Source organism: Anaerohalosphaeraceae bacterium (assembly GCA_035378985.1).
Taxonomy (GTDB): Bacteria; Planctomycetota; Phycisphaerae; order Sedimentisphaerales; family Anaerohalosphaeraceae; genus JAHDQI01.
Genome location: DAOSUR010000019.1, coordinates 25,921 through 46,965 on the forward strand (window position 1 = coordinate 25,921; position 21,045 = coordinate 46,965).

Consider the following 21,045-nt stretch of genomic DNA (forward strand, 5'->3'; position numbering starts at 1 on the left):
AAGGCAGGGCTGAGTTGTGAAGCGGACGGTTTTGTATGATTGCCATCTGGAATGCGGAGGACGTCTGGTGGATTTTGCCGGCTGGCATATGCCGGTACAGTACCAGAAGGGGATTCTGCAGGAACATTTGGAGACGCGGCGTTCAGCCGGTTTGTTTGATGTATCTCATATGGGGCGTTTTGAAATCACGGGCCGGCGGGCACTGGAGTTTTTGCGATGGGTTCTAACCAATGATGCGGGAGCTTTGCCGGTCGGGCGGGCTCATTATACCCTGCTGGCGGATGAGACAGGGGGGCGATTGACGATGCCTATCTGTATCGTTTTTCGCCGGAACAGTGGATCCTGGTTGTCAATGCGGCCAATACCTATAAGGACTGGGAATATTTGCGGCGAAAGGCCGGAGAAATGGGTGGGGGGATTCAGCTCAAAAATGTCAGCGAGGAGCTGGCCATGATTGCCCTTCAGGGCCCCCAATCTGAAAACATTCTTTCGGGGGTGCTGGAAGGGGGGCAGCTGCCGGAACCGAAGCGAAATGCGCTCGGGGCGGTTCGCATTGCCGGCTGTGAGGTGCTTGTCGGGCGGACGGGCTATACGGGGGAACCGGTCTGTTTTGAATTGTTTGTTCCTGCTAAGGCAGCGGAGGGGCTCTGGTGTCTGCTTTTAGAGAGGGGGGCTTGTCCGGTTGGATTGGGGGCTCGGGATACGCTTCGTCTGGAGGCGTCGTTGCCGCTGTATGGGCATGAATACGGCCGGGATGTGATGGGACAGGAGATTCCAATTTTGGCCTGTCCGGCGGCAAAGGTTGGGGTGAACTTAAAAGACCCGGAACGTCGTTTTATCGGCCGGGAGGCCCTCGAGGAGCAAAGCCGAACTTTAAAAAAAGGGCTCTGCGCGTTTCGTGTTCTCGGCAAGGGGGTCGTACGGGCCGGGGCAGCGGTTTTCCAGGGTCTGCGGGAAATCGGACGTGTCACCAGCGGCACGGTCGTGCCGTACTGGGTGCCGCGAGAAGTGTCCTGCCCGCATCACTGCGGTCATGGGGCGGGATGGGAGGCCCATTTTTCCGGTCAAACGGCCCAGCGTGCCATCGGTCTGGCGATGCTGGAAGGGCCTTTGGGGGCGGGGGCTTTGATTGAGATTGACCTGCGGGGGCGGCGGGTCGAGGCCGAGGTTGTAAAAAGAAATCTTGACAATTCCTGCGGCCCCGTTACGTTTGCGGTGGTGTAAAAAACGACGATATTTTTGATTTGATATCGGAGGTTTGCAGAATGATTGACCCGGAAGCCAGATACTTAAGGACCCATGAATGGGCCAAAGACGAAGGCAGGGGAGTTTTTGCCGTCGGTTTGAGCAGTTACGCCCTCGAGCAGCTGGGGGATATCGTTTATTTGGAGCTGCCGGAGGTGGGAGATACGGTCGAACAGGGAGGCACGTTCGGGGTGGTGGAGTCTGTGAAGGCGGCTTCCGATTTGTATGCCCCGCTGGGCGGTGAGATTGTGGAGGTCAATCGGGCGGCGGCGGATAATCCGGACATGCTCAAGGAGGACCCCTATGAGGAGGGCTGGCTGATTAAAATCAAGGCCTCCAATCCGTCGGAATTTGAGGATCTGATGGATGCCAGGGAATACAAGCAGTTTTTGGAGACGGAAGCAGAGTAGCCGCACGTTTGGACCGATTCTTTTTGCCCCTTTTTTCTTGAGGACAGGATGCCTTATATTTCCCATACGGACCAGCAGCGGGCTCAAATGCTCGCGGAGATTGGGCTCAAGCCGGAGGATTTGTTTTCCGATATCCCGCCGTCACTGCGGTGCAGACCGCTGAATCTGCCGGAGGGCTTAAGCGAGCAGGAGGTGCGCAGCCGTCTGGCGTCGATTGCCTCCAAGAATTTTATCCATCTGACCTGTTTTCTGGGCGGCGGGTTTTATGACCATTTCATTCCGGCGGCAGTGTATGCCCTGACAAGCCGAAGCGAATTTTATACGGCCTACACGCCGTATCAGCCGGAGGTGTCGCAGGGCACGCTTCAGGCGATTTATGAGTTTCAGTCCGTCATCTGCCGGCTGACGGAGATGGAGGCCTCCAATGCCTCGCTGTATGACGGGGGAACGGCGCTGTATGAGGCGATGATGATGGCGCTTCGGCTGACGCGCCGCAACAAGGTGATTGTGGATGATTCGGTCAATCCCATTTATCGGGTGATGCTGCATTCCTATACGCGGAATCTGAAGATTGAGCTGACGGAAACGGAAAACGCCGGCGGGCTGGCCAATCGGGAGGCGATCCGCAGGGCCCTCGATGAGCAGACCGCCGCGGTGATTGTGCAGAATCCGAACTTTTTCGGGTGCATCGATGATTTTACGGATTTGGCCGAGGCGGCGCATTCGAAAGGGGCGCTGCTGATTGTCTCCTGCTATCCGATTTCGCTGGGGATTTTGAAGGCCCCGGGGGCGATGGGAGCGGATATTGTAACGGGGGAAGGGCAGAGTCTGGGGCTGCCGATGTGCTTCGGGGGGCCGTATCTGGGCTTTATGGCGACGCGGAAGGAGTATGTGCGTCAGATGCCCGGACGAATTGTCGGGCAGACGACCGATGCCCGGGGGCGGCGCGGATTTGTGCTGACGCTTCAGGCGCGGGAGCAGCATATTCGCCGCGACAAGGCGACCTCGAATATTTGTTCCAATGAGGCGCTCTGTGCCCTCACGGCGCTGGTGTATTTGTGTCTGCTGGGCAAAGAGGGACTTCGGGAGACGGCGCAGCTGTGTGCAGACAAGGCCAGTTATGCCTATCAGCGGCTGACGGCGATTCCCGGGGTGCGGCCGCATTTTCCGGCCCAGTGGTTTTTTAATGAGATGGTGCTGGATTTGCCGTGCGAGGCGGCGGAGGCGGCGGCCAAACTGATTGAGCGGGGGTATGCGGCGGGATTCCCCCTGAGCCGCTATTACAGGGGGATGAACAATTCGCTGCTGATTGCGGTGACGGAAAAGCGCACCAAACAGGAAATCGGAATGCTGGCCGAAGAGCTGGAGGCGATTTTATAAAACCGCTGCGGCATAAACAAAGGAAAGAAAAGGCGATGAAATTGGTGTTTGAAAAAAGTGCGGCGGGACGGCGGGGCCTGCGGATTCCGAAATCGGATGTGCCGACGAGCATTCATCTGAAGAAAGAATACCTGCGGGCGCAGCCGGCGGCCCTGCCGGAGCTGTCGGAACTGGATGTGGTGCGGCATTTTACAGAGCTGTCGCGGCGCAATTACGGTGTGGATACGAATTTTTATCCGCTGGGCTCGTGCACGATGAAATACAACCCGAAGGTCTGCGAGCGGATTGCGTCGTATCCGGGTTTTGCGCATCTGCATCCGCTTCTGCCGCAGCTGCGGGGCGGCGGAATGCTCACGCAGGGGGCGCTGGAGGTGCTGTATGAGACGGACCTGATGCTGCGGGAAATCTGCGGGATGGCGGCGTTTACGATGCAGCCGATGGCCGGCGCTCACGGGGAGCTGACGGGGATTATGATGATGGCGGCCTATCACCGCGACCGGGGCAATCACAAAACGACGGTGCTGGTGCCGGACAGTGCCCACGGGACGAACCCGGCCAGTGCGGCGATTGCGGGCTATACGGTTAAGACGGTGCCCAGCGATGAGCACGGGTGTATGTCGCTGTCGGCGCTGAAAGCGATGCTGGACGAAGAGACGGCGGGCATTATGCTCACCTGCCCGAATACGCTGGGGCTGTTTAATCCGCATGTCAAGGAGATTTGCGAGCTGGTGCATTCCGTCGATGGACTGGCCTATTATGACGGGGCGAATCTGAATGCGATTGTCGGCAAGGTGCGGCCGGGGGACTTGGGCTTCGATATTGTCCATGTGAATCTGCACAAGACCTTTGCAACGCCGCACGGCGGGGGCGGGCCCGGCGCCGGTCCGGTCGGGGTGGTGGAAAAACTTGTGGATTATCTGCCGGTGTCGGTTGTGGTCAAACGCGAGGACGGGACGTATGCGCTGGAGTACAATCGCCCCAAGTCGATCGGATATATCGCGCCGTTTTACGGTAATTTCGGGGTCATTCTGCGGGCGTATGTGTATCTGCTGATGCTGGGCCGGGAGGGGCTGGAGCGGGTGGCGGAAAACGCCGTGCTCAATGCCAATTATATTAAGGAAAAACTGAAACCGTATTACGACCTGCCGCATCCGGGCATCTGCAAGCATGAGTGTGTGTTAAGTGCGGCCCGCCAGGTCAAAGAAAGCGGCATTCACGCCCTCGATATCGCCAAGGCGCTGATTGATGCGGGCTTTCATCCGCCGACGATGTATTTCCCGACGATTGTGAAAGAATCGCTGATGATTGAGCCGACGGAGTGCGAAAGCAAAGAGACGCTGGATGCGTTTATCGAGGCGATGATTGCGATTGCACAAAAAGCCCGAACAGAGCCGGAAACCCTCAAGGCTGCTCCGATGACAACGCCGGTCGGACGGCTGGATGAGACCAAAGCGGCCCGGGAACTGAATATCGCCTGCCTGTAGGAAAAGACCAAAGAAACAAAGGGCACGGCGGCGGTTTATTTTTTGCCGGTCGGCAGTGACGGTTTTTCAGAACCGAGCAGGGTGGCCAGCCATTGGGTGTCCGGACGGCTCTGGAGGATGATTTTGACCAGCATTGTCAGGGGAACGGCCAGCAGCATCCCGAAGGGCCCCAGAATCCAGCCCCAGAAAACCAAAGACAGGAAAACCACCAGCACGGACAGTCCCAGGTGTCTGCCGAGCATTCGCGGTTCAATAAAATTTCCGAGCACTACATTGACGACTAAATAGCCCAAAGCCGTCAGAAGGGCGGTACCGGGGCCGCCCTGGAGGAGGGCCATCAGGACGGCGGGCACAGCGGCCACCAGCGAGCCGATAGTCGGGACAAAATTCAGCAAAAAGGCAATCAGCCCCCACAGGACAGCATAATTGACCTTCAAAACAATCAGCCAGATGGTAATCAGCAGGCCGGTCAGCAGACTGATGGCGGTTTTGATGGCCAGGTAGCGTTTGACATCGTCGGCCATTCGGGCAAGATTTTCAAAGGTCTGGGGCGACTGCTGCATAGCGGCTCGGATTTTGGCCGGCAGAATGGAGGCCTCCAGCAGAATAAAAACCGTTGTCAGGAAGATGAGAAAGCCGTTGGTCAGAATGCCGCCCAGCTGAGAAAGCAGGTCTTTGAGGATGTTTACGATTTCGTTCGGATGGATATACCGCTGGATGGAATTTTGAATCAGACGGAGGATTGCATGGACTTTTTCCTCGGCTCGGCGGCCAATGGATTCTTCGCCGGACGGGCTGCTGTCGGAAACGGGCGAAGGCGAAAACCATTCCGTCCATTCCACGATGGTTTTCTGGAGATTTTTTTCAAATTCCGGCAGAGCGCGGGTAAAATCGGCAATGGTGGCGGCCAGCAGGGCTCCCAGGAGCAGGCCGGCAATCAGAATGACGGCGGAGAGGATAAAGACGGCAAGACCGGTGGGAATCCGCTTCTTCTGGAGCCAGAAAAGAGCCGGTGTGGCGATAATGGCCAGAAAGACGGCCATCAGGAACGGCACAATGATGGAGACAGCCGCCCGCAGACCCGCAATGATAATCACAAGGGCCGCCAGAGGAATGAGAATCTGCGAGATAGTGGAAGTTCCGGACGAACCGGTGTGGGTCGAATGCGAAGACGGCTGTGCTGTCATACCCGGATTTCCTCAATCGAAAGTAAATGCCCGTTTGGAGAAGACAATAGTCCCCGACTGCAATTCTGTCAAGGCCGTTCCGAAAAGCGGTATTCTTGACGGGGCGGGCGGGGGTGGTATAATCCGCGTTTCTGAGTGAGTCTTCAGCAAAACGGAGCGGATTGTGCCGGTTCAGAAAAAAAGCAAAAAGAAGAAGAAAACAGAAGGGGCGGATTGCTGCGACTGCAACGGCTTGTGCTGCCGGTATTTTGCCCTGCCGATTGATACGCCCAAAACCTGGAAGGATTATGATGATATCCGCTGGTATCTGAGCCATCGGGGCGTTTCCGTTTTTGTGGAAAAAGGCGATTGGTACCTTCAGGTGGACAATCGCTGCAGATATCTGACCCGAAACAATCGGTGCCGCCAGTATCCGCTGCGTCCGCGCATCTGCCGAACGTACCATACGCGGAACTGTGAAAAAACCAGCAGCGAGTATGGGTACAAACTGCATTTCCTCCATGATGAACAGATGGTTGAGTATATGCAGAAGCGTTTCGGGTCCGATGTGCTAAAACGGCTCGAAAAGATAGAAACGGACAGGAAGAAAGCCAGAAAAACCGTTCGGCGAAAGGGTCGCTCGTGAAGATACCGCCGGTCAAAGGAACACGGGATTTTTATCCGCCGCAGATGGCGGTGCGCAATTTTATTGTCGAAGGATGGAAGGCGGCCTCCTGCCGAAGCGGCTTTGAGGAATATGACGGCCCGATTTTTGAATATCTTTCGATGTATCAAATCAAAAGCGGCGAAGAAATCGTTGAGCAGCTGTTTTCACTGACGGACCGGGGCGGCCGGCAGCTGGCGATTCGTCCGGAGATGACGCCGACGCTGGCCCGAATGGTCAATCAGCAGATTCATACGCTGCCGCGTCCGATCAAATGGTTTTCCGTGCCGCGGCTTTGCCGGGCGGAGCGGCCCCAGAAGGGGCGTCTGCGGGAGTTTTTCCAGTGGAATCTGGATATCGTCGGGGCGGAGGATGTGCTGGCGGATGCAGAGGTCATCTTTTGTGCGGTGGATTATCTTCGTTCGACCGGGCTGACGGCGCAGGATATTGTGGTGCGGCTCTCGAGCCGGCGGCTGCTGGCGGCCCTGCTGGAGGAAGCTGGGGCGTCTTCGGAGCAGCTTACAGCCATTTACGGGGTGTTGGACAAGAAGGCCAAAGTGCCGACGGAGGTGTTTGAAGCGATGCTTCAGGAGGCGGTGCCGTCGGACCAGACGCGCGGGCGGATTCTGCAGATAATGAACAGCCGAAGTCTGGATGAACTGGAGCCGAAAACCTCGGAAGGGAAGGATGCAATGGAGGAGCTGCGTCGGCTGTTTTCGCTGCTGAACCTGATGGGAATCGGCGATTATGTCCAGTTTGATATCGGGGTGGTTCGGGGACTGGCGTATTATACCGGCGTGGTGTACGAGATTTATGACCGAGGGGCGTCGCTGCGGGCGATTTGCGGAGGCGGCCGCTATGACAATCTGCTCAAGGATTTCGGGGGGCCGGCCGTATCGGCGACGGGGATGGGGATGGGTGATTGTGTTCTCGAGATTCTCTTGCGGGAAAAGGGGCTTTTGAAGGATGAGAATCTGCCGACCCGCCGGCTGGATTATTATGTGGTGTTTGCCGCAGAGCAGTGGGCCTCGGAGGCGGTGCGGCTGGCGGCGCAGATTCGTCTGGCGGGCTGGGCCTGTGATTTCAGCTATAAGGGCGGGAATCTGGGCAAGCAGTTAAAACAGGCCGACCAGTCGGGGGCCGAGCGGGCGGTTATTTTGGGCCAGGAGTACACCGCCGGGAAATTGGTAGTTAAAGAAATGAAGAGCGGCCGACAGGAAGAAGTCGCCACAGACGAGTTTCTCGCTTCCCTGAAGCGGGTGTAATCCGCTCTCTTTTTACCATTTTTTGAAGATAAAAAACACAGCGGCGATAATCAGAGCAAATCCGACAAGATAATTCCACTTCAGCGGCTCCTTCAGATATAGAATGGAAAACCCGCAGAATATCAGCAGAGTGATGACTTCCTGAATGGTTTTTAACTGGGCGGCGGTGAAGATGCCGTGCCCGATACGGTTGGCCGGCACCTGAAAGCAGTATTCGAGAAAGGCAATCAGCCAGCTGCACAGAATCACAATCACAATCGGTTTGTCCTTGAATTTCAGGTGGCCGTACCAGGCGAACGTCATAAAGATATTCGAAATCGTCAGAAGGAGTATCGTTTTCATCTTGTTTTCCTTTGTTAAACCGTTTCTTTGATTGAGGCGGTGAATTATACAGAAAAAGGAGGTCCGGTTGTCAATTGTATTTTGAGGAAGGACAGGGTATCTTTTTCTTCTGATGGCGGGAAAGAATCGAAGAGCGGTTCCGACACCGGTGGGGTCACCGAATCTTTATGAAGCGGCTTTTGAGACCTGGCTGGCGGAGCGGAGAATCTCGTATCGGGCCGTGCCGCAGGGGCATCGGTCGGTGCCGGAAGGACCCCAGAAGCGGTTTGACTATCTGCTTTGTCCCGAGGGGGCTGTGCCGATTTTGGCGGAAGTGAAGGGGCGGACATTTGAGGGGGAGTCCCTGGTCGGACGGCGCGGGCTGGACGGATGGACGACACAGCAGGATTTACAGGCTTTGCAGCAATGGGAGGATGTGTTTGTCCGGCATTATCCGGGCTCCCGGGCGGTTTTTGTGTTTGTTTTTTGTCTGAAACAGCCGGATGTGGACACGGATGGTCTGGAGGTGTTTGCGAAGGACGGCAGACGATTTGTTTTTTTGGCTGTTGAGGCGGGTGTATATCGGACATTTGCGGTGCAGCGCAGTCCGAGATGGAAGACGGTAACCTTGAAAGCAGAGGATTTTCGGAGATGTGCGCTTCCGCTTGAAGTGTATTTGGAGAAGATTTGGAATGAATGAGCTGATTCAGTCGTATGCGGAATATGTTCTGTCCGGCGGGATGCTGAACCGTCAGCAGGCCGTTGAACTGGTTCAGGCGGGCCGGACGGACTTCGAGGACCTGTTATATTGGGCGGACCGGATTCGGCGGCATGTTTTCGGGGAAACGGTGCATCTGTGTTCGATCGTGCCGGGGCGGCTGGGCGGGTGCAGTCAGGATTGTGCGTTTTGCGCCCAATCAGTTCATTATGATACGGCCGTGGATAAAAAGCCGCGTCTTCTGACGGAGGAAGAGATTCTCTCGGCGGCGGCGCAGGCCAAGGCCTGCCGGGTCAGTCATTTTGGAATTGTTACCAGCGGCCGTTCAATTCCTGAGGTTGAGCTCCATCGGCTGGAGAGGATTATCCGCCGGCTTCGTCAGGAGTTTGGCATTCGGGTCTGTGCGGCGCTGGGGATACTGGATGAAAAGGCAATGCAGCGGCTGGCTGCCGCGGGTGTGGAACGCTACAACCATAATTTGGAGACATCCGAGCGGCATTTCCCGAATATTGTAAAGACCCATCGGTACGAGGAGCGGGTTGCAACGATTCGGGCTGCTCTGAAGGCGGGACTGAAGGTCTGTGCGGGCGGCATTTTCGGAATCGGAGAGACCCTCGAGGACCGAATTGATATGGCGATGGAACTGCGGGGGCTGGGGGTGGATATGGTGCCGCTGAACTTTCTGCATCCGATTCCCGGGACACCGCTGGGGACGATGACGCCCTTGGCTCCCCGGGAGATCCTTCAAATTGTGGCGTTGTATCGATTTCTTCTCCCGCATACGCATTTAAAGGTGGCGGGGGGACGTGTGAAAAACTTGCGGGATTTGCAAAGCTGGATATTCCGAGCGGGCTGTACGAGCATCATCAGCGGCAACTACCTGACCACGGCGGGCCGGGCGGTCGAAGAAGACAGACAAATGATAATCGATTTAGGGCTGCAGACGTCTGATTGCCGCTGAAAAAACTGTTTTTCAGTGCAGGACAGAGCAGCAGTCCTGAATCAGTTTGACGGCCTGGTCCACATCCGTCGGGTTGGTGAGAACGGCATCGAATCCTTTTTTCTTGAGAGCGGCAGTTTCGTTTTCGTTCAGCCCGGAAGCGACGGCGATGATTTTGGTGTACTGCAGGTCCTGATGCTGGCGGACATACGTGCAGAGCTGCTGGGGGTTGACGGCGTTGGACATCAGATTGACGAGGATGACCTGAGGCTTGAACTTCTCGGCTAAAAGGCCTGCATCGAAACTGTTGTGCGCACAAATCGCCTCAAAACTGCCTTTCATTTGGAGCGTCTCGGCAAATTGACGGCTTTTTTCTGGGCAGGAGTCGATAATCAGGACCTTCATTTGCCCCTTTTCGAGGGCGTCCGTCGGCATATTGTGGGCTTTCATAAAGCGGATAAGCTCACTGGTTGGGATACGACGGTCACGGGAGCCGGGGATCCGATATCCTTTTAATTGTCCGGAATCAAACCATTTTGTGACGGTGCGAGGGGCCACGTTGCACAGTTTGGCTACCTCTCCGGTGGTCAGAACATCTTTTTTCTTCATCGTTCAAATCCTGCAAGAGTCGGCTGTACGCCGTAAATAGTCTGCCATAAAGGGCTGGACAGCGGTTTTCCAGCCGTGATTTACATCGGACTAAGGTTTTCCCTGTTTAACATCCTTCTTCAAAAAATGAAGATTTTTTCTTTTTTTCGACCGTTTGAAGGGGGCTTGCAAAAGACAGGTCCGATAATAAACAAGATAAATTCGAGTTATTTTGTTTTATTGATTTTTGAAGGAAAGTTTTTTGAGTATTGTCAAGGAATTGTTCGTATAGGGGAATAAGAAGCAGGGACGTTTTAGATTTCCCTATTAAACGGAAGGTTTCGGCTTGACCGATAAGAGAAGTGTGGATATGATTCGGTAAGATTAGGTTTATTAAAAAGTGAAGCGCATGACAGAAAAGCCCTAATCAAGATGGGCGAGGTCGAAAACGGCAACTTGGCAGATGGTTGGCAGAGCTTCATGAACATCGTTTTCTGTCGGCAGGGCGAAAGGCGTCGAATGATTTCTATGGCGCCAAGTCCAAAAACCGTCAGAAACGGTGAATGGGACGAATTTGGAATTTGTGGATAAACAAAACACCAGTGAGAGGGCAGGCAGGAGGCCGGCCGACAATGACAGACAAGACAAAAAGATTCTTCGCTATCCAATCAGCCGCCGGAGATTCCCCGGGCGGAGAAAGCGAGATGGTCTGACGGTCTTTTTGGGCATTTAAATCCACAAGTTTCCTTTTTTGTGCCTTTCTGAGGTTCCCCCCTTCAAGGTGCCGGTTATGTTGTGCGCCCAGTGAACGATAAACGGTAACCTTGAAAGGTGCAAACTATGGAAGTGTTGATGGCCATTAACACAGCGTCATGGATTGTTGGCATTCTGCTGGGGGGGATAATTGGTCTTGCAGTTTCCATTCTTGTTGGTTTTTCCATATCAAAAATCCGCCTTAAAGAGGCAGAAAAAGACATTCAAGGTCGTCTTGAAACAGCCCGGCGTGAAGCCGAGACGATTCTGAAAGAAGCCCGTCTGGATGCTGCCAGTGAGTTTATCCGAAAGCGCGAAGAGTTTACCAATGAAGTGGCGGCCAAAGAGGCTCAAATCCAGAAGCAGGAACTTCAGCTGGAAAAGATGAAGGATGCTCTGGAGCGGCAGCAGGAACAGATTGAGCAGCGCGACAGGCAGTTAAAGAACCTCGAAAAAGACCTGCAGCGGAAGATTGAGAGTGTGGACAATAAAAACCGGGAATTGTCTTCTTTGCTTGTTCAGCAGAAAAATCAGCTGCTGAAAATTTCCGGAATGACGGTGGAAGAGGCCAAAAATCTGCTGCTTCAGGAGCTCGAGGAGGAATGTGAAAAGGAGATGAGCGAGCTGATCAGCCGGAAAGTGGCTCAGGCGGAGGAGCAGGCCGAAGAAAAGGCCAAAGAGATTATCAATCTGGCGATTCAGCGGTATGCCGCCGAGCAGACCTGTGAGGTGAGCGTTTCGATGGTGGATATCCCGAATGATGAGATGAAGGGCCGGATTATCGGACGGGAAGGACGGAATATCCGGGCGTTCGAGAAGGCCACCGGCGTAGATGTGATTGTGGATGATACGCCGGGCGTGATTGTGGTCAGCGGGTTTAATCCGATTCGCCGCGAGGTCGCCCGGCTGAGTATGGAGCGGCTGATTCAGGACGGGCGGATTCATCCGACGCGGATTGAAGAGATTGTAGCACAGACGAAAAAGGATGTGCACCAGAGGGTCATTCAGCTGGGGAAAGAAGCAGCCGAAGAGGTGGATGTCCGCGGGCTGAACAACAAGATTATCGGGATGCTCGGGGCGCTGCACTACCGCACCAGTTACGGGCAGAATGTGCTGCGGCACAGCGTCGAGGTGGCTTTCCTGGCGCAGGTGATGGCGGATGAACTGGGGCTGGACGGTTCACTGGCCAAGCGGACGGGTCTGCTGCACGATATCGGCAAGGCGATGGACCGGGAGATTGAAGGCGGGCATCCGTCGATTGGAGCCAACTATCTGCGTCGGTTCAAGGAGTCTCCGATTGTGCTGAATGCCGTCGAGGCGCACCACGGGGATATACCGGCCGACAATCCCTATACGCCGCTGATTGCGGCGGCGGATGCCATCAGTGCCTCCCGGCCCGGTGCCCGTCGGGAAATCCTCGAGCGGTATATCAAACGGCTGGAGAAGCTGGAGGAAATCGCCCGCAGCTTTGAGGGGGTGGAAGGATGTTATGCGATTCAGGCGGGCCGTGAAGTGCGTGTGATTGTCAATGCGGAGAAGGTTAGCGATGATGCGGCAATGAAGACAGCACGGGACATCGCCAAGAAGATTGAGGAAGAGATGACCTATCCGGGGGAGATTAAAGTGACGCTGCTGCGGGAGGTTCGGTGCATTGAGTACGCTCGATAGCGGAACTTTCGCCGAACAGGTCCGCAGCGGTGCGGCTTGCGGAAAGTGAGCGGACTGTGAAGATTAAAGTGCTTTGTATCGGGGATATTGTAGGCCGTCCGGGCCGGCGGATTCTATCTTCTCAGCTTCCGCTGCTGGTGCGGCAGCATCAGGTTGATGCGGTAATAGCCAATGCGGAGAATGCGGCGGGCGGTTCAGGGCTGACTCCGCAGATTTATGAGAAGCTGGGCCGCTATAGGGTGCACCTGATTACGCTGGGCGACCACTGCTATCGGAAGAAAGAGATTTTGCCGATTCTCGAAAGCGGAGGCAATATTGTCCGTCCGGCCAATCTTTCGCCGGCCGCGGCGGGAAAAGACTTTGCCGTCTATCAGACCTCCAAGGGGGTCTGCGTCGGTGTGGTGACGCTGATGGGGCGGATTTTTATGAAACCCGCGGACTGCCCCTATGCCAAAATCGATTCGATTCTGCCCCGGCTGTCGCAGCAGGCGGAGGTGATTTTTGTGGAAATGCATGCGGAGGCCACCAGCGAAAAGGCGGCGATGGCGTATTATCTGGACGGCAAGGTCAGCTGCGTGTTCGGGACGCATACGCATGTGGTGACGGCGGATGAGCGGATTTTGCCGGGCGGAACGGCGTTTATTACCGATATCGGGATGACGGGGGCGCACGATTCGGTTTTGGGCCGCAAGAGCGAGTGTGTCATTCGGGCGTTTCGCACGCAGATGCCGTATCCGTTTGAACTGGCCGCCGGCGATGTGCGGATGAGCGCCATTCTGGTGACGGTGGACAGCCATACCCGCCGGGCGGAGTCGATCGAGCGGATTCAGGTTCGGGAAGAGACGACTGACGAGATGATTTACGACAGCGATGACGGTAAACCGGATTCGGCAAACGGTTTTATGAGTTAAGGGCAAGGGACGCCGCTGTTCCGATATGCATGGCCGGCAAGTTTCGTTCAGCCGAAGGAGGGGTCTGGCCCTGCGGACTGTTTTTCTTTGAATTCTCTGGCGAGTTGACGGAGTCTGAGGATATCCGTCTTGCCGGAGCCCAGACGGGGAATTTCGTCCAGTCCAATCAGATTTTCCCGTTTGGGCAGGTAAAGTTTGGGCAGGTCGCTTTCCGCCAGTTTTTCGTAAAGGTCTTCGGGATTCACTTTGTCTTTCACATACAGCAGGACGATTTGCTCGCCTTTTTTCTCATCGGGCAGACTGGTGACGGCCACCAGCGGTTCATTCAGATGGAGAAGTTTTATACAGGTTTCTTCAATTGTCAAATGGGACACCATCTCTCCGCCGATTTTGCTGAAGCGGCTTAGCCGGTCGGTGATGGTGATGAAACCGTCCCGGTCAAGCGTGACGATGTCTCCGGTATTGTACCAGCCGTCCTGAAGGACTTGGGCGGTTTTCTCGGGAAGATTCAGATATCCTTTCATCACATTGGGGCCTTTGACCCAGAGCAGCCCGGGCTGTCCGACGGGGACGGGACGGCCGGTTTCCGGATGGAGGATTTTGACGGCGATGCCGGGCAGGGGATGACCGGCGGTGCCGTCTTTGGTTCCGATTTGGCGGGCGCCGGCAACTTCGACATCGGGGACGTTGATGGCAATCAGCGGGGAGCATTCGGTGGTCCCGTAGCCCTCACGCGGACGGATGCCGAATTTCTTTTCAAATTCGTCGATGAGTTCGATTTTGAGTTTTTCGGCGCCTGCGATAATAAACCGCAGGGTTTTGAAGTCGTCCGGTTCACATCGTTTCAGATAATTCAGAAGGAAGGTAGGAGTGGCGAACAAAAGGGTGGCGTTTTCGGAGCGGACGGTCTGGCCGACGGCTTTGGCGTCGAGAGGATTGGGAACAAAACAGACCGGCACACCGGCCAGAATCGGCAGCCAGAGCGTGCAGGTCAGGCCGAAGGAATGAAACAGCGGCAGAACGGCACAGAGCTTGTCGCCGGGATAAACGCGGAAAATCATCAGGGCCCCTTCGAGGTTGGACAGGATATTATGGTGGCTCAAAAGGATGCCTTTGGGTTTGCCGGAGCTGCCGGAGGAAAAGAGGATGACGGCCGTCTGGTCAGCGTCGAAGGTTTCGGCACAGGCCAGGCGGCGGCGCGGGCAAAACAGGGCCTTGAGGGCGGCCAGCCGTTTTTGTGCCGGCGTGAATTGGGTCAGAAGGTCTTCGAGGAATAACGCGCCGGGCAGGGCGGTCGGAGAAACGTTTATCTTCTCCAGAAACAGACGGCTGGTGAGGATGGTCTTCAGACCAGTCTGCTCGATCATAAATTGCCGGTCGGACGGAGAAACAGCATAGGAGAGGTTGACGGCGGTTTTGTTGAGCAGGGCGACCGCCAGGTTGGCACAGACGGCTCCCACAGAGGGCGGCAGGAAGATGCCGATGTTGGGCTGGTCGGCTGTGCGGTCTTTCAGATAATCCCGCAGAAGGACGGCGGCGATGAGGGTTTTGCCCCACGTGAGCCGTTTGCCGCTGATGTCGCTGATAAAGGGCCGGCGGAAGTGTTTGCGCGCGGAGCGGACAAACGTTTCTCCCAGACTGATTCGGTGGGGTTTTCGGCTTTCAAAATAATTGCAGGACAGTTCCGCAATGGCCTGGCGGGCTTCTTCCGCAGAGGTGTCGGGGGGCAGGGGTTCCCCAAAATGAACCTGGACGGGGTAAGGCAGTCTTTTGGGCCAGGCAGACAGCAGCCGTCCGTGATAATGACTCAGAACGCTGCCCCAGATTCCGCCCAGGTAGGCGGGAATGACGGGAATATCCAGACCTTCGGCGATTTTTTCAAACCCGGGCCGAAAGCGGTTCATCTGGCCGGTGCGGGTAATGCCGCCTTCCGGGAAGACACAGACCAGCTCGCCGCTTTGCAGAGCCCGACGGGCTTGTTCGATGGATTCAAAGATGGATTTGGGTGAGTCGGAGGGGCTGACAGGGATGGCCTTTACAAGCCGAAAGAGCCAGTGAAGCCCTTTGTTTTGATAGAGAGACTTGTCCATCAGGAAACGGACAGGACGCGGCAGGGAGGCCATCAGGATAACGGCATCAGCCCAGGAGACATGGTTCGAAACAAGAAGTGCCGGGCCGGAGGCGGGAATGTGTTCGGCACCGAACACACGGAGGCGGTAGAGCAGTCGGGTCAGAACAGCGGCCAGAAATCGAAGGAGCGGATAGGGCAGACGAATAACAGCTCCGACAGCCAGCACCGCGGTCAGGAGTCCGAACAGAAGAAACATCCAGCTGGGACTGATTTTCAGAAAAGTCGTGCAGAGATTGACCAGAACGGAGGCCAGCAGGACCCCGACCCAGCTGAGAAAATTGGAAGCGGCCAGCACCTGTCCGCGGATGGCGGCGGGGGCTTTCATCTGGATGAAAGCGTGGATGGGGATAATAAAGAGACCGGCGCCGACTCCAAACAGGAAGGTCAGGGAGAAAATGCCGGGATTTAGGGCAAACATTTCTTTGGCGTCCTGCGGGGAGTGGGAATTGGGATTGACCAGACCGAGTGCAATGGCGGCGGCGGCCATCATCAGGCCCCCGATAGGAACAATCCCCAGTTCAATTGAGCGGCCGGACAGTTTGCCGGACAAATAGGAGCCCAGCCCGATAGCCAGGGAAGCCACCACAAACAGCAGGGCGCTGAGTTCTTCGCTGGCCTTGCAGATTTCCAGACCATAGGGGATTAGATTGATTTGGGCAAAAGCCCCCAGAAAGAGAAAATAAGCCGCTGCGGCCATGGCGACCAGCAGGGCGGTTTCGGAGCGGATGGCTTTCAGGGTTCGCCAAATATCTTTGAAGAACAGGATAGAGGCCTGAACGGATTGTCCGCCGGCAGGGGTTTTTTCGATTTGAAGACTGGTGAAGACTCCGACAGCGGCTGCGAGGATGCACGCTGCATCGGCCAGCGGGTAATTGCGGTTTGTAGTCAGGATGAGGATTGGAGCGGCGGCGCTGCCGAGCACGATAGCCAGGTAGGTCATACCTTCGAGAAACCCGTTCGCCTTGGACAGCTGGTCAGGGCGAACCAACTCGGGAATGATGCCGTATTTGGAGGGACCGAAGAAGGCGCTTTGGGTGCACATCAGGAACAGGACAAAGTAGAGTCCTGGAGCACTTTTGAACAGGAACATCAGCAGCCCGAGTGCCATAATGACCAGCTCGGCGATTTTGGCCAGGACGATGATGTCCCGTTTGCTGAAGCGGTCGGCCAGAATGCCGGCATAGGGCGTAAACAAAAGAAACGGAATGACAAAAATTCCGGCGGCCCAGGCGCCGATTTGAGCGGCTTTCTCCTGACCGAACAGTCCAATCAGAAACAGGACCATCAGCCAGCGGTAAAGGTTGTCATTCAGGGCTCCCAGAAACTGGGTGGCGTTGTGCCACAGAAACGACCGGCTGAGATGATTGCCGCTGACTTGGACTGAGATGTTTATTTCCTTCGGTTTCATGGGCTTTCAGATTTTTGATTGTTCTGGATTCCTATTTTTACCGGTTTTTGGGGAAAAAAGAAACGGTTCATTTCCTGAAAAATAATCGAGAACGGCCCGGATGGACGCCTGACGATAAGGGCTTGCCTCATTGAACAGTTCGTGGCGGGCTCCGGGGAGCATTTGGAGATGGGCGGCGGGAAATTTCTTTTGGAGAATTTTCAGGTTGTACGGCCAGTCCACCGTTTTATCCTCTTGCGGCTGAAGGATAAGGATTTCCCGATCGGAAGGCGGAAGGCTTTGAAGCTTGTCATTCCACTTGTAAAGGGCTTTGACCCATTGCAGGGAGACGACTCGGGCGTGGAGGAAATCCCGGCTTCGATTGAAAGACAGGTATTCGGGGTCGGAGGAGTTCTTCCGCTGGATACGGGGGATGCGGTCTGTAAAGCAGCAGGCAGCTTTCCAGAGGGGTTTGGAGAGGTTGTAGGCGGCCCAGCGGAGAAGGGGAGCGGCCAGGATGACTCGCTGAAGGGATGGAACCGCACCGGTCAGGAGGGCATCGGTGAGAACGGCAGCCCCCATGCTGAAGCCGACGGCAAAGTAGGGGCCGTGCAGGCAGGCGAGGACCTTTTGGAGGAAGTCGGCCAGGGCGATCGTGTACTCCTCGAAATGGTTGATAGAAGCGGGCGGGCCGGAGGAAAGGCCGTGTCCCGGCCAGTCAAAGAGGGCGACGGCAAAGTGATTCTTGAGCAGAGCGGAGAGCAGATGCCGCTTCTGGCCGCTGTGATTGAGATAGCCGTGGAGTAGAACCACAGCGGCTTCATAACGGGCGGGCCGGTAGATGTGGGCGGCCAGCTCATAGGGGCCTGACACAAAGGAACCAAAGAAATGCTCAATTTCTGGGCCGCAGTCGAGGCCGTAATAGGCAAAATAAGCTTTGGCCGATTCCGAATAACAGTCGGGATTAACCTGTTCGAGCGGTTCGAGGACAGGCAGCGGGCTGCCGTTCGTTCTTTTTTGAATTCGATGCAGCATAGGCCTATCAGGTCCATCTTATCACAGACGGGATGATTTGACACGATTTAAGGATTCTTATTCGTTTTGACGGACAAAAGGTGGCTGGAACAGACAAGGAACAAAAAGACGGCAAGGCAGTTTTGGTAAAGCGGCACAAGGAGTGTCATCTTCGCTGAAGCATCCGGATGAAGGTTGAATTGCCGGACCAAAAAGGCGGAACAGACAAGCAGAAAGACGGATGCGGAAACGGCGATCCTGCCGAAGCGGGTTTTTGTGAAGAAAAGATTGAGCAGGCCGAATGCCGCATACGGACTCAGGACCCAAAACAAATCGAAAGAACGGTTCAGGGCTTCACGGAAAGTCCCGGGGGCTGTGCCAAGAATGCTTGCGGCGGCTGTTAAAAAGCCGAAGAGAAGAATGAATGTGTTAAAAAGAGGCATTTTACGGGCTCCTACGACAGGAAAGTGGGTTGGAGATTTTTTGCAGGTATAGGATTTGGAACAAACGAAAGGGGCTGTTGGGCCGGGTTGTAACCTTTGATTTTGAAAGAGATTACACGGCCGAAGTAGGCCCAGTTCAGAACAAAGGGATAGATGAAATTGGACAGGCCGCCGGTGGCGGTAAGCCAGCGAAGGGTGCGGCGGAGGATGCGCCGGGGAGAATAAAACCTGCGGATAACCCAGTCGGTACCGGCCTGCAGCTGGGCGGCGGACATAAGTCTCGGCTGGAAAACGACATGGCGATAGTCGTAATGCTCCCAGTCGGAGTCGGTGATGCGGGGGTTGAGTTCCTCATAAAGCGGGGTGCCGGGCAGCGGAGTGAGGATGGAAACCTGGATGGCATCGATGCCGATCTTTTCGAGTAAGTCCAGTGTTGACTGGAAGATATGAACATCGTCATTGTCGAATCCGAAGATGATGCCTGCTTCGAGAAAGATGCCGTATCGATGGATGGTTTCGACGGCTTTTTTGTAATGGGATGGGACGTTAAATCCTTTTTCCGTAAGGGTTAAGGCGGACCGGCTGAAGGATTCCAGACCGATGAAAAGGCCGACGCAGCCGGCTTTCTGAAGCCAGGACAGCAGTTCTGGGTCGTCGGCGATTTCAATGGAGGCCTGGGTAATCCATTTTTTCTTCAGGGGTTCTAACTCCTTTAAGAGACAGAGGATATAATCACGGTTCTGGGTGAGGTTGTCGTCCACGAACATAAAGAAGCGGGAGGGAAAAGAGCGGATTTCGGCGATGACTTCGGGGATAGGTCGGCAATAATGCTGAGATTTATATAAGATTCCAATAGAGCAGAACTTACAGCGGTTTCGACAACCCATTGTCGCGTAGGTCGCATAGGTTGTGGAGTATTTGCTTTTGTCGAGGAGATGGCGGGGTAGGGAAGCGGGAACCTGGCCGGCTGGATTTCCGTAATATCTTTTCTGCAAACGATTTGCGCGAAGGTCTTCGAGGAGTTTTGGCCAGGCATCCATGGCGGGACCGATGACGACGGCGTCGCAATGCTGCAGGGCCAGATCAGGGTTGAGGGTGGGGAAGAAGCCGCCGAGGACGACAGGGATGTTATCCTTTCTGTAGTGGTCAGCCAACTCGAAAGCACGAGGGGTAGTAGATGTCATGCAGGTGATGCCGACCAGGTCAAAATCAGTGCCGGGGGGTACATCGTCGATTTGCTCATCCACGAGCGTAATCTGAGCGTCATAAGGGCTTAATTTAACAAGAGTTAGGAGAGAGAGCATGGAGAAGCGGAATGTCCTGCCGTTGAAAAGCTTCCTTCTGCCGACCTTGCGCCAGTAGCCCGATGCCGGAGAAATCAGGAGTATCTTCATAAGATTTTGTTCCTTTCTAAGCTTTTGTATTTCAATGAGTTATGAATTTCGACGCATTCTGTAGAGTATAATAAGCAAGGAGTGTGCCAAAAATTGTGTTTTGGTTTAAGTGGTTATGAACAAAAAGGATACAGAATTTTCTTCGCGAAGACGGATTTTGGTTTTGGTTTTGTGATTGACAAAAAATGTATACACGATATACATAAAATGTATATGAGAAAATTAATAAATAAAGATAGACAATTCTTTAATTTGGTAACAGAAGCCACCTTTTCGAATCCATTTAGTCCGGACCGTGAGGCCATCGACCAGCGGATTACGGGTCTGGATTCTTCGAAACCGAGGTCGCAGGTTCTGGATGAAGAAATCCGTTTAACCCGTCAGCGGTTGGCGGATTTGGACCGAGGGAAACGGTGTCGGCTGGAGGATTTCGAAGGGCCGGACCGCGACCTGATGAAGTATGTGTTTTTGTTTGTGATTTATCATCAGTGGGCGGAGGCGTTTGACAAACTGATTGCACAGCAGGCAACAGCGGGCGAGCACAATATAAAGGTCTGGTTTGCGACGGAGGTTCTCAGGCAGCTGCAGGAGCGGGGGTTCAGCGAGGAGGATTCGGTACGGTGCCTGTCGATGTTTTACCAGATACGGCGGGCGTATTATCTGATCGGCCGGATGCTGATCGGGCCCAGTGCGTCGATGCGCCGACTGCGGATGCATCTGTGGAATCATATTTTCACGCAGGATATTCGGCTGTATGAGCGGTATCTGTGGGACAAGATGGAGGATTTTTCGACGCTGCTGGAGGGGCCGACGGGCAGTGGAAAGGGGGCGGCGGCGGCGGCCATCGGCCGGTCGGGATATATTCCGTATGATGCGGCGAAGAACTGCTTTGTGATTCCGTTCACGAAGCTGCTGGTGGAGGTGAATCTGGCACAGTTTACGCCGACGCTGCTGGAGTCGGAACTGTTCGGGCATGCCAAGGGAGCGTTTACGGGGGCGGTGGCGGATTACGGGGGTGTGCTTTCGCTGTGCAGCCGGCACGGGACGATTTTTCTGGATGAAATTGGGGAGGTTCGGCCGAATGTGCAGGTGAAGCTTCTGCGCGTTCTGCAGGAGCGTCGGTACTGGCCGGTGGGCAGTCATCAGGAGCGGATGTTTCTGGG

17 protein-coding genes and 1 pseudogene are annotated in these 21,045 nt (G+C 55.1%); 12 read left to right on the forward strand and 6 right to left on the reverse strand.

Features of this window, described 5'->3' with window-relative positions; all coding sequences use genetic code 11:
* Window positions 1-88 precede the first annotated feature (88 nt).
* The 4 genes and pseudogenes from gcvT (at window position 89) to gcvPB (ending at window position 4,519) form a co-directional block, all read left to right on the forward strand.
* Window positions 89-1,224, forward strand: a pseudogene (gene gcvT, locus PKY88_11610) (glycine cleavage system aminomethyltransferase GcvT).
* Between the two features lie 41 nt (window positions 1,225-1,265).
* Window positions 1,266-1,655, forward strand: a complete 390-nt coding sequence (gcvH, locus tag PKY88_11615) for a glycine cleavage system protein GcvH (GenBank protein ID HOQ05848.1) — start codon at window positions 1,266-1,268, stop codon at window positions 1,653-1,655.
* Window positions 1,656-1,703: 48 nt separating this feature from the next.
* Window positions 1,704-3,035 carry an aminomethyl-transferring glycine dehydrogenase subunit GcvPA gene (gene gcvPA, locus PKY88_11620; protein ID HOQ05849.1) on the forward strand — a complete coding sequence of 444 codons (1,332 nt, stop codon included), beginning with the start codon at window positions 1,704-1,706 and terminating at the stop codon, window positions 3,033-3,035.
* A gap of 5 nt (window positions 3,036-3,040) precedes the next feature.
* Window positions 3,041-4,519 (forward strand): aminomethyl-transferring glycine dehydrogenase subunit GcvPB, encoded by a 1,479-nt coding sequence (gcvPB, locus tag PKY88_11625; protein ID HOQ05850.1) that lies wholly within the window; start codon window positions 3,041-3,043, stop codon window positions 4,517-4,519.
* Between the two features lie 35 nt (window positions 4,520-4,554).
* On the opposite strand, the gene PKY88_11630 is transcribed toward gcvPB, so the two are convergent.
* Entirely contained in the window at window positions 4,555-5,706 is a 1,152-nt protein-coding gene (locus tag PKY88_11630) for an AI-2E family transporter (protein ID HOQ05851.1), read from the reverse strand.
* A 163-nt stretch (window positions 5,707-5,869) separates the two neighbouring features.
* Here PKY88_11630 and PKY88_11635 point away from each other — a divergent pair, with 163 nt between their 5' ends.
* Together PKY88_11635 and hisS are read left to right on the forward strand one after the other, a co-directional pair.
* Window positions 5,870-6,331 (forward strand): YkgJ family cysteine cluster protein, encoded by a 462-nt coding sequence (locus PKY88_11635; protein ID HOQ05852.1) that lies wholly within the window; start codon window positions 5,870-5,872, stop codon window positions 6,329-6,331.
* Window positions 6,328-7,614 carry a histidine--tRNA ligase gene (hisS, locus tag PKY88_11640; protein ID HOQ05853.1) on the forward strand — a complete coding sequence of 429 codons (1,287 nt, stop codon included), beginning with the start codon at window positions 6,328-6,330 and terminating at the stop codon, window positions 7,612-7,614. The genes PKY88_11635 and hisS overlap by 4 nt, the downstream gene beginning before the upstream one ends.
* Window positions 7,615-7,626: 12 nt before the next feature.
* Here the strand turns inward: hisS and PKY88_11645 are convergent, their stop codons facing one another.
* Window positions 7,627-7,956 carry a DMT family protein gene (locus PKY88_11645; protein HOQ05854.1) on the reverse strand — a complete coding sequence of 110 codons (330 nt, stop codon included), beginning with the start codon at window positions 7,954-7,956 and terminating at the stop codon, window positions 7,627-7,629.
* A 112-nt stretch (window positions 7,957-8,068) separates the two neighbouring features.
* Here PKY88_11645 and PKY88_11650 point away from each other — a divergent pair, with 112 nt between their 5' ends.
* Both PKY88_11650 and bioB read left to right on the forward strand, forming a co-directional pair.
* Complete coding sequence (locus PKY88_11650; protein HOQ05855.1) at window positions 8,069-8,635, forward strand: HYExAFE family protein; 567 nt, start codon at window positions 8,069-8,071, stop codon at window positions 8,633-8,635.
* Window positions 8,628-9,614 (forward strand): biotin synthase BioB, encoded by a 987-nt coding sequence (bioB, locus tag PKY88_11655; GenBank protein ID HOQ05856.1) that lies wholly within the window; start codon window positions 8,628-8,630, stop codon window positions 9,612-9,614. Before PKY88_11650 ends, bioB begins: the two co-directional genes overlap by 8 nt.
* A 12-nt stretch (window positions 9,615-9,626) precedes the next feature.
* Here bioB and PKY88_11660 read toward each other — a convergent pair whose 3' ends face one another.
* Window positions 9,627-10,202 carry a helix-turn-helix domain-containing protein gene (locus PKY88_11660; protein ID HOQ05857.1) on the reverse strand — a complete coding sequence of 192 codons (576 nt, stop codon included), beginning with the start codon at window positions 10,200-10,202 and terminating at the stop codon, window positions 9,627-9,629.
* Window positions 10,203-11,021: 819 nt separating this feature from the next.
* Here PKY88_11660 and rny point away from each other — a divergent pair.
* Together rny and PKY88_11670 are read left to right on the forward strand one after the other, a co-directional pair.
* Window positions 11,022-12,602 carry a ribonuclease Y gene (gene rny, locus PKY88_11665; GenBank protein HOQ05858.1) on the forward strand — a complete coding sequence of 527 codons (1,581 nt, stop codon included), beginning with the start codon at window positions 11,022-11,024 and terminating at the stop codon, window positions 12,600-12,602.
* Between the two features lie 29 nt (window positions 12,603-12,631).
* Window positions 12,632-13,513: a TIGR00282 family metallophosphoesterase gene (locus PKY88_11670; GenBank protein HOQ05859.1), complete on the forward strand. Its 882-nt coding sequence runs from the start codon at window positions 12,632-12,634 to the stop codon at window positions 13,511-13,513.
* 47 nt (window positions 13,514-13,560) lie between these two features.
* On the opposite strand, the gene PKY88_11675 is transcribed toward PKY88_11670, so the two are convergent.
* Both PKY88_11675 and PKY88_11680 read right to left on the reverse strand, forming a co-directional pair.
* Entirely contained in the window at window positions 13,561-17,052 is a 3,492-nt protein-coding gene (locus tag PKY88_11675; GenBank protein ID HOQ05860.1) for an acyl-[ACP]--phospholipid O-acyltransferase, read from the reverse strand.
* Between the two features lie 6 nt (window positions 17,053-17,058).
* Window positions 17,059-18,066: an alpha/beta hydrolase gene (locus PKY88_11680; protein HOQ05861.1), complete on the reverse strand. Its 1,008-nt coding sequence runs from the start codon at window positions 18,064-18,066 to the stop codon at window positions 17,059-17,061.
* 167 nt (window positions 18,067-18,233) lie between these two features.
* Here PKY88_11680 and PKY88_11685 point away from each other — a divergent pair, with 167 nt between their 5' ends.
* Window positions 18,234-18,449, forward strand: a complete 216-nt coding sequence (locus PKY88_11685; GenBank protein HOQ05862.1) for a hypothetical protein — start codon at window positions 18,234-18,236, stop codon at window positions 18,447-18,449.
* Window positions 18,450-18,499: 50 nt separating this feature from the next.
* Here PKY88_11685 and PKY88_11690 read toward each other — a convergent pair whose 3' ends face one another.
* The gene (locus PKY88_11690; protein HOQ05863.1) at window positions 18,500-19,882 is read right to left on the reverse strand and encodes a radical SAM protein; all 1,383 of its coding nucleotides are present in this window, start codon (window positions 19,880-19,882) and stop codon (window positions 18,500-18,502) included.
* Window positions 19,883-20,134: 252 nt separating this feature from the next.
* On the opposite strand from PKY88_11690, the gene PKY88_11695 reads away from it, so the two are divergent.
* Window positions 20,135-21,045, forward strand: a 911-nt coding sequence (locus PKY88_11695) for a sigma 54-interacting transcriptional regulator (GenBank protein HOQ05864.1), incomplete at its 3' end; no start/stop codon positions are given.

Coding starts and splice junctions, on each gene's coding strand:
- gcvH (HOQ05848.1), top strand. CDS start 1,266: ATGATTGACCCGGAAGCCAGATACTTAAGGACCCATGAATGGGCCAAA.
- gcvPA (HOQ05849.1), top strand. CDS start 1,704: ATGCCTTATATTTCCCATACGGACCAGCAGCGGGCTCAAATGCTCGCG.
- PKY88_11630 (HOQ05851.1), bottom strand. CDS start 5,706: ATGACAGCACAGCCGTCTTCGCATTCGACCCACACCGGTTCGTCCGGA.
- PKY88_11645 (HOQ05854.1), bottom strand. CDS start 7,956: ATGAAAACGATACTCCTTCTGACGATTTCGAATATCTTTATGACGTTC.
- PKY88_11650 (HOQ05855.1), top strand. CDS start 8,069: ATGGCGGGAAAGAATCGAAGAGCGGTTCCGACACCGGTGGGGTCACCG.
- bioB (HOQ05856.1), top strand. CDS start 8,628: ATGAATGAGCTGATTCAGTCGTATGCGGAATATGTTCTGTCCGGCGGG.
- PKY88_11660 (HOQ05857.1), bottom strand. CDS start 10,202: ATGAAGAAAAAAGATGTTCTGACCACCGGAGAGGTAGCCAAACTGTGC.
- rny (HOQ05858.1), top strand. CDS start 11,022: ATGGAAGTGTTGATGGCCATTAACACAGCGTCATGGATTGTTGGCATT.
- PKY88_11675 (HOQ05860.1), bottom strand. CDS start 17,052: ATGAAACCGAAGGAAATAAACATCTCAGTCCAAGTCAGCGGCAATCAT.
- PKY88_11680 (HOQ05861.1), bottom strand. CDS start 18,066: ATGCTGCATCGAATTCAAAAAAGAACGAACGGCAGCCCGCTGCCTGTC.
- PKY88_11685 (HOQ05862.1), top strand. CDS start 18,234: ATGAAGGTTGAATTGCCGGACCAAAAAGGCGGAACAGACAAGCAGAAA.
- PKY88_11690 (HOQ05863.1), bottom strand. CDS start 19,882: ATGAAGATACTCCTGATTTCTCCGGCATCGGGCTACTGGCGCAAGGTC.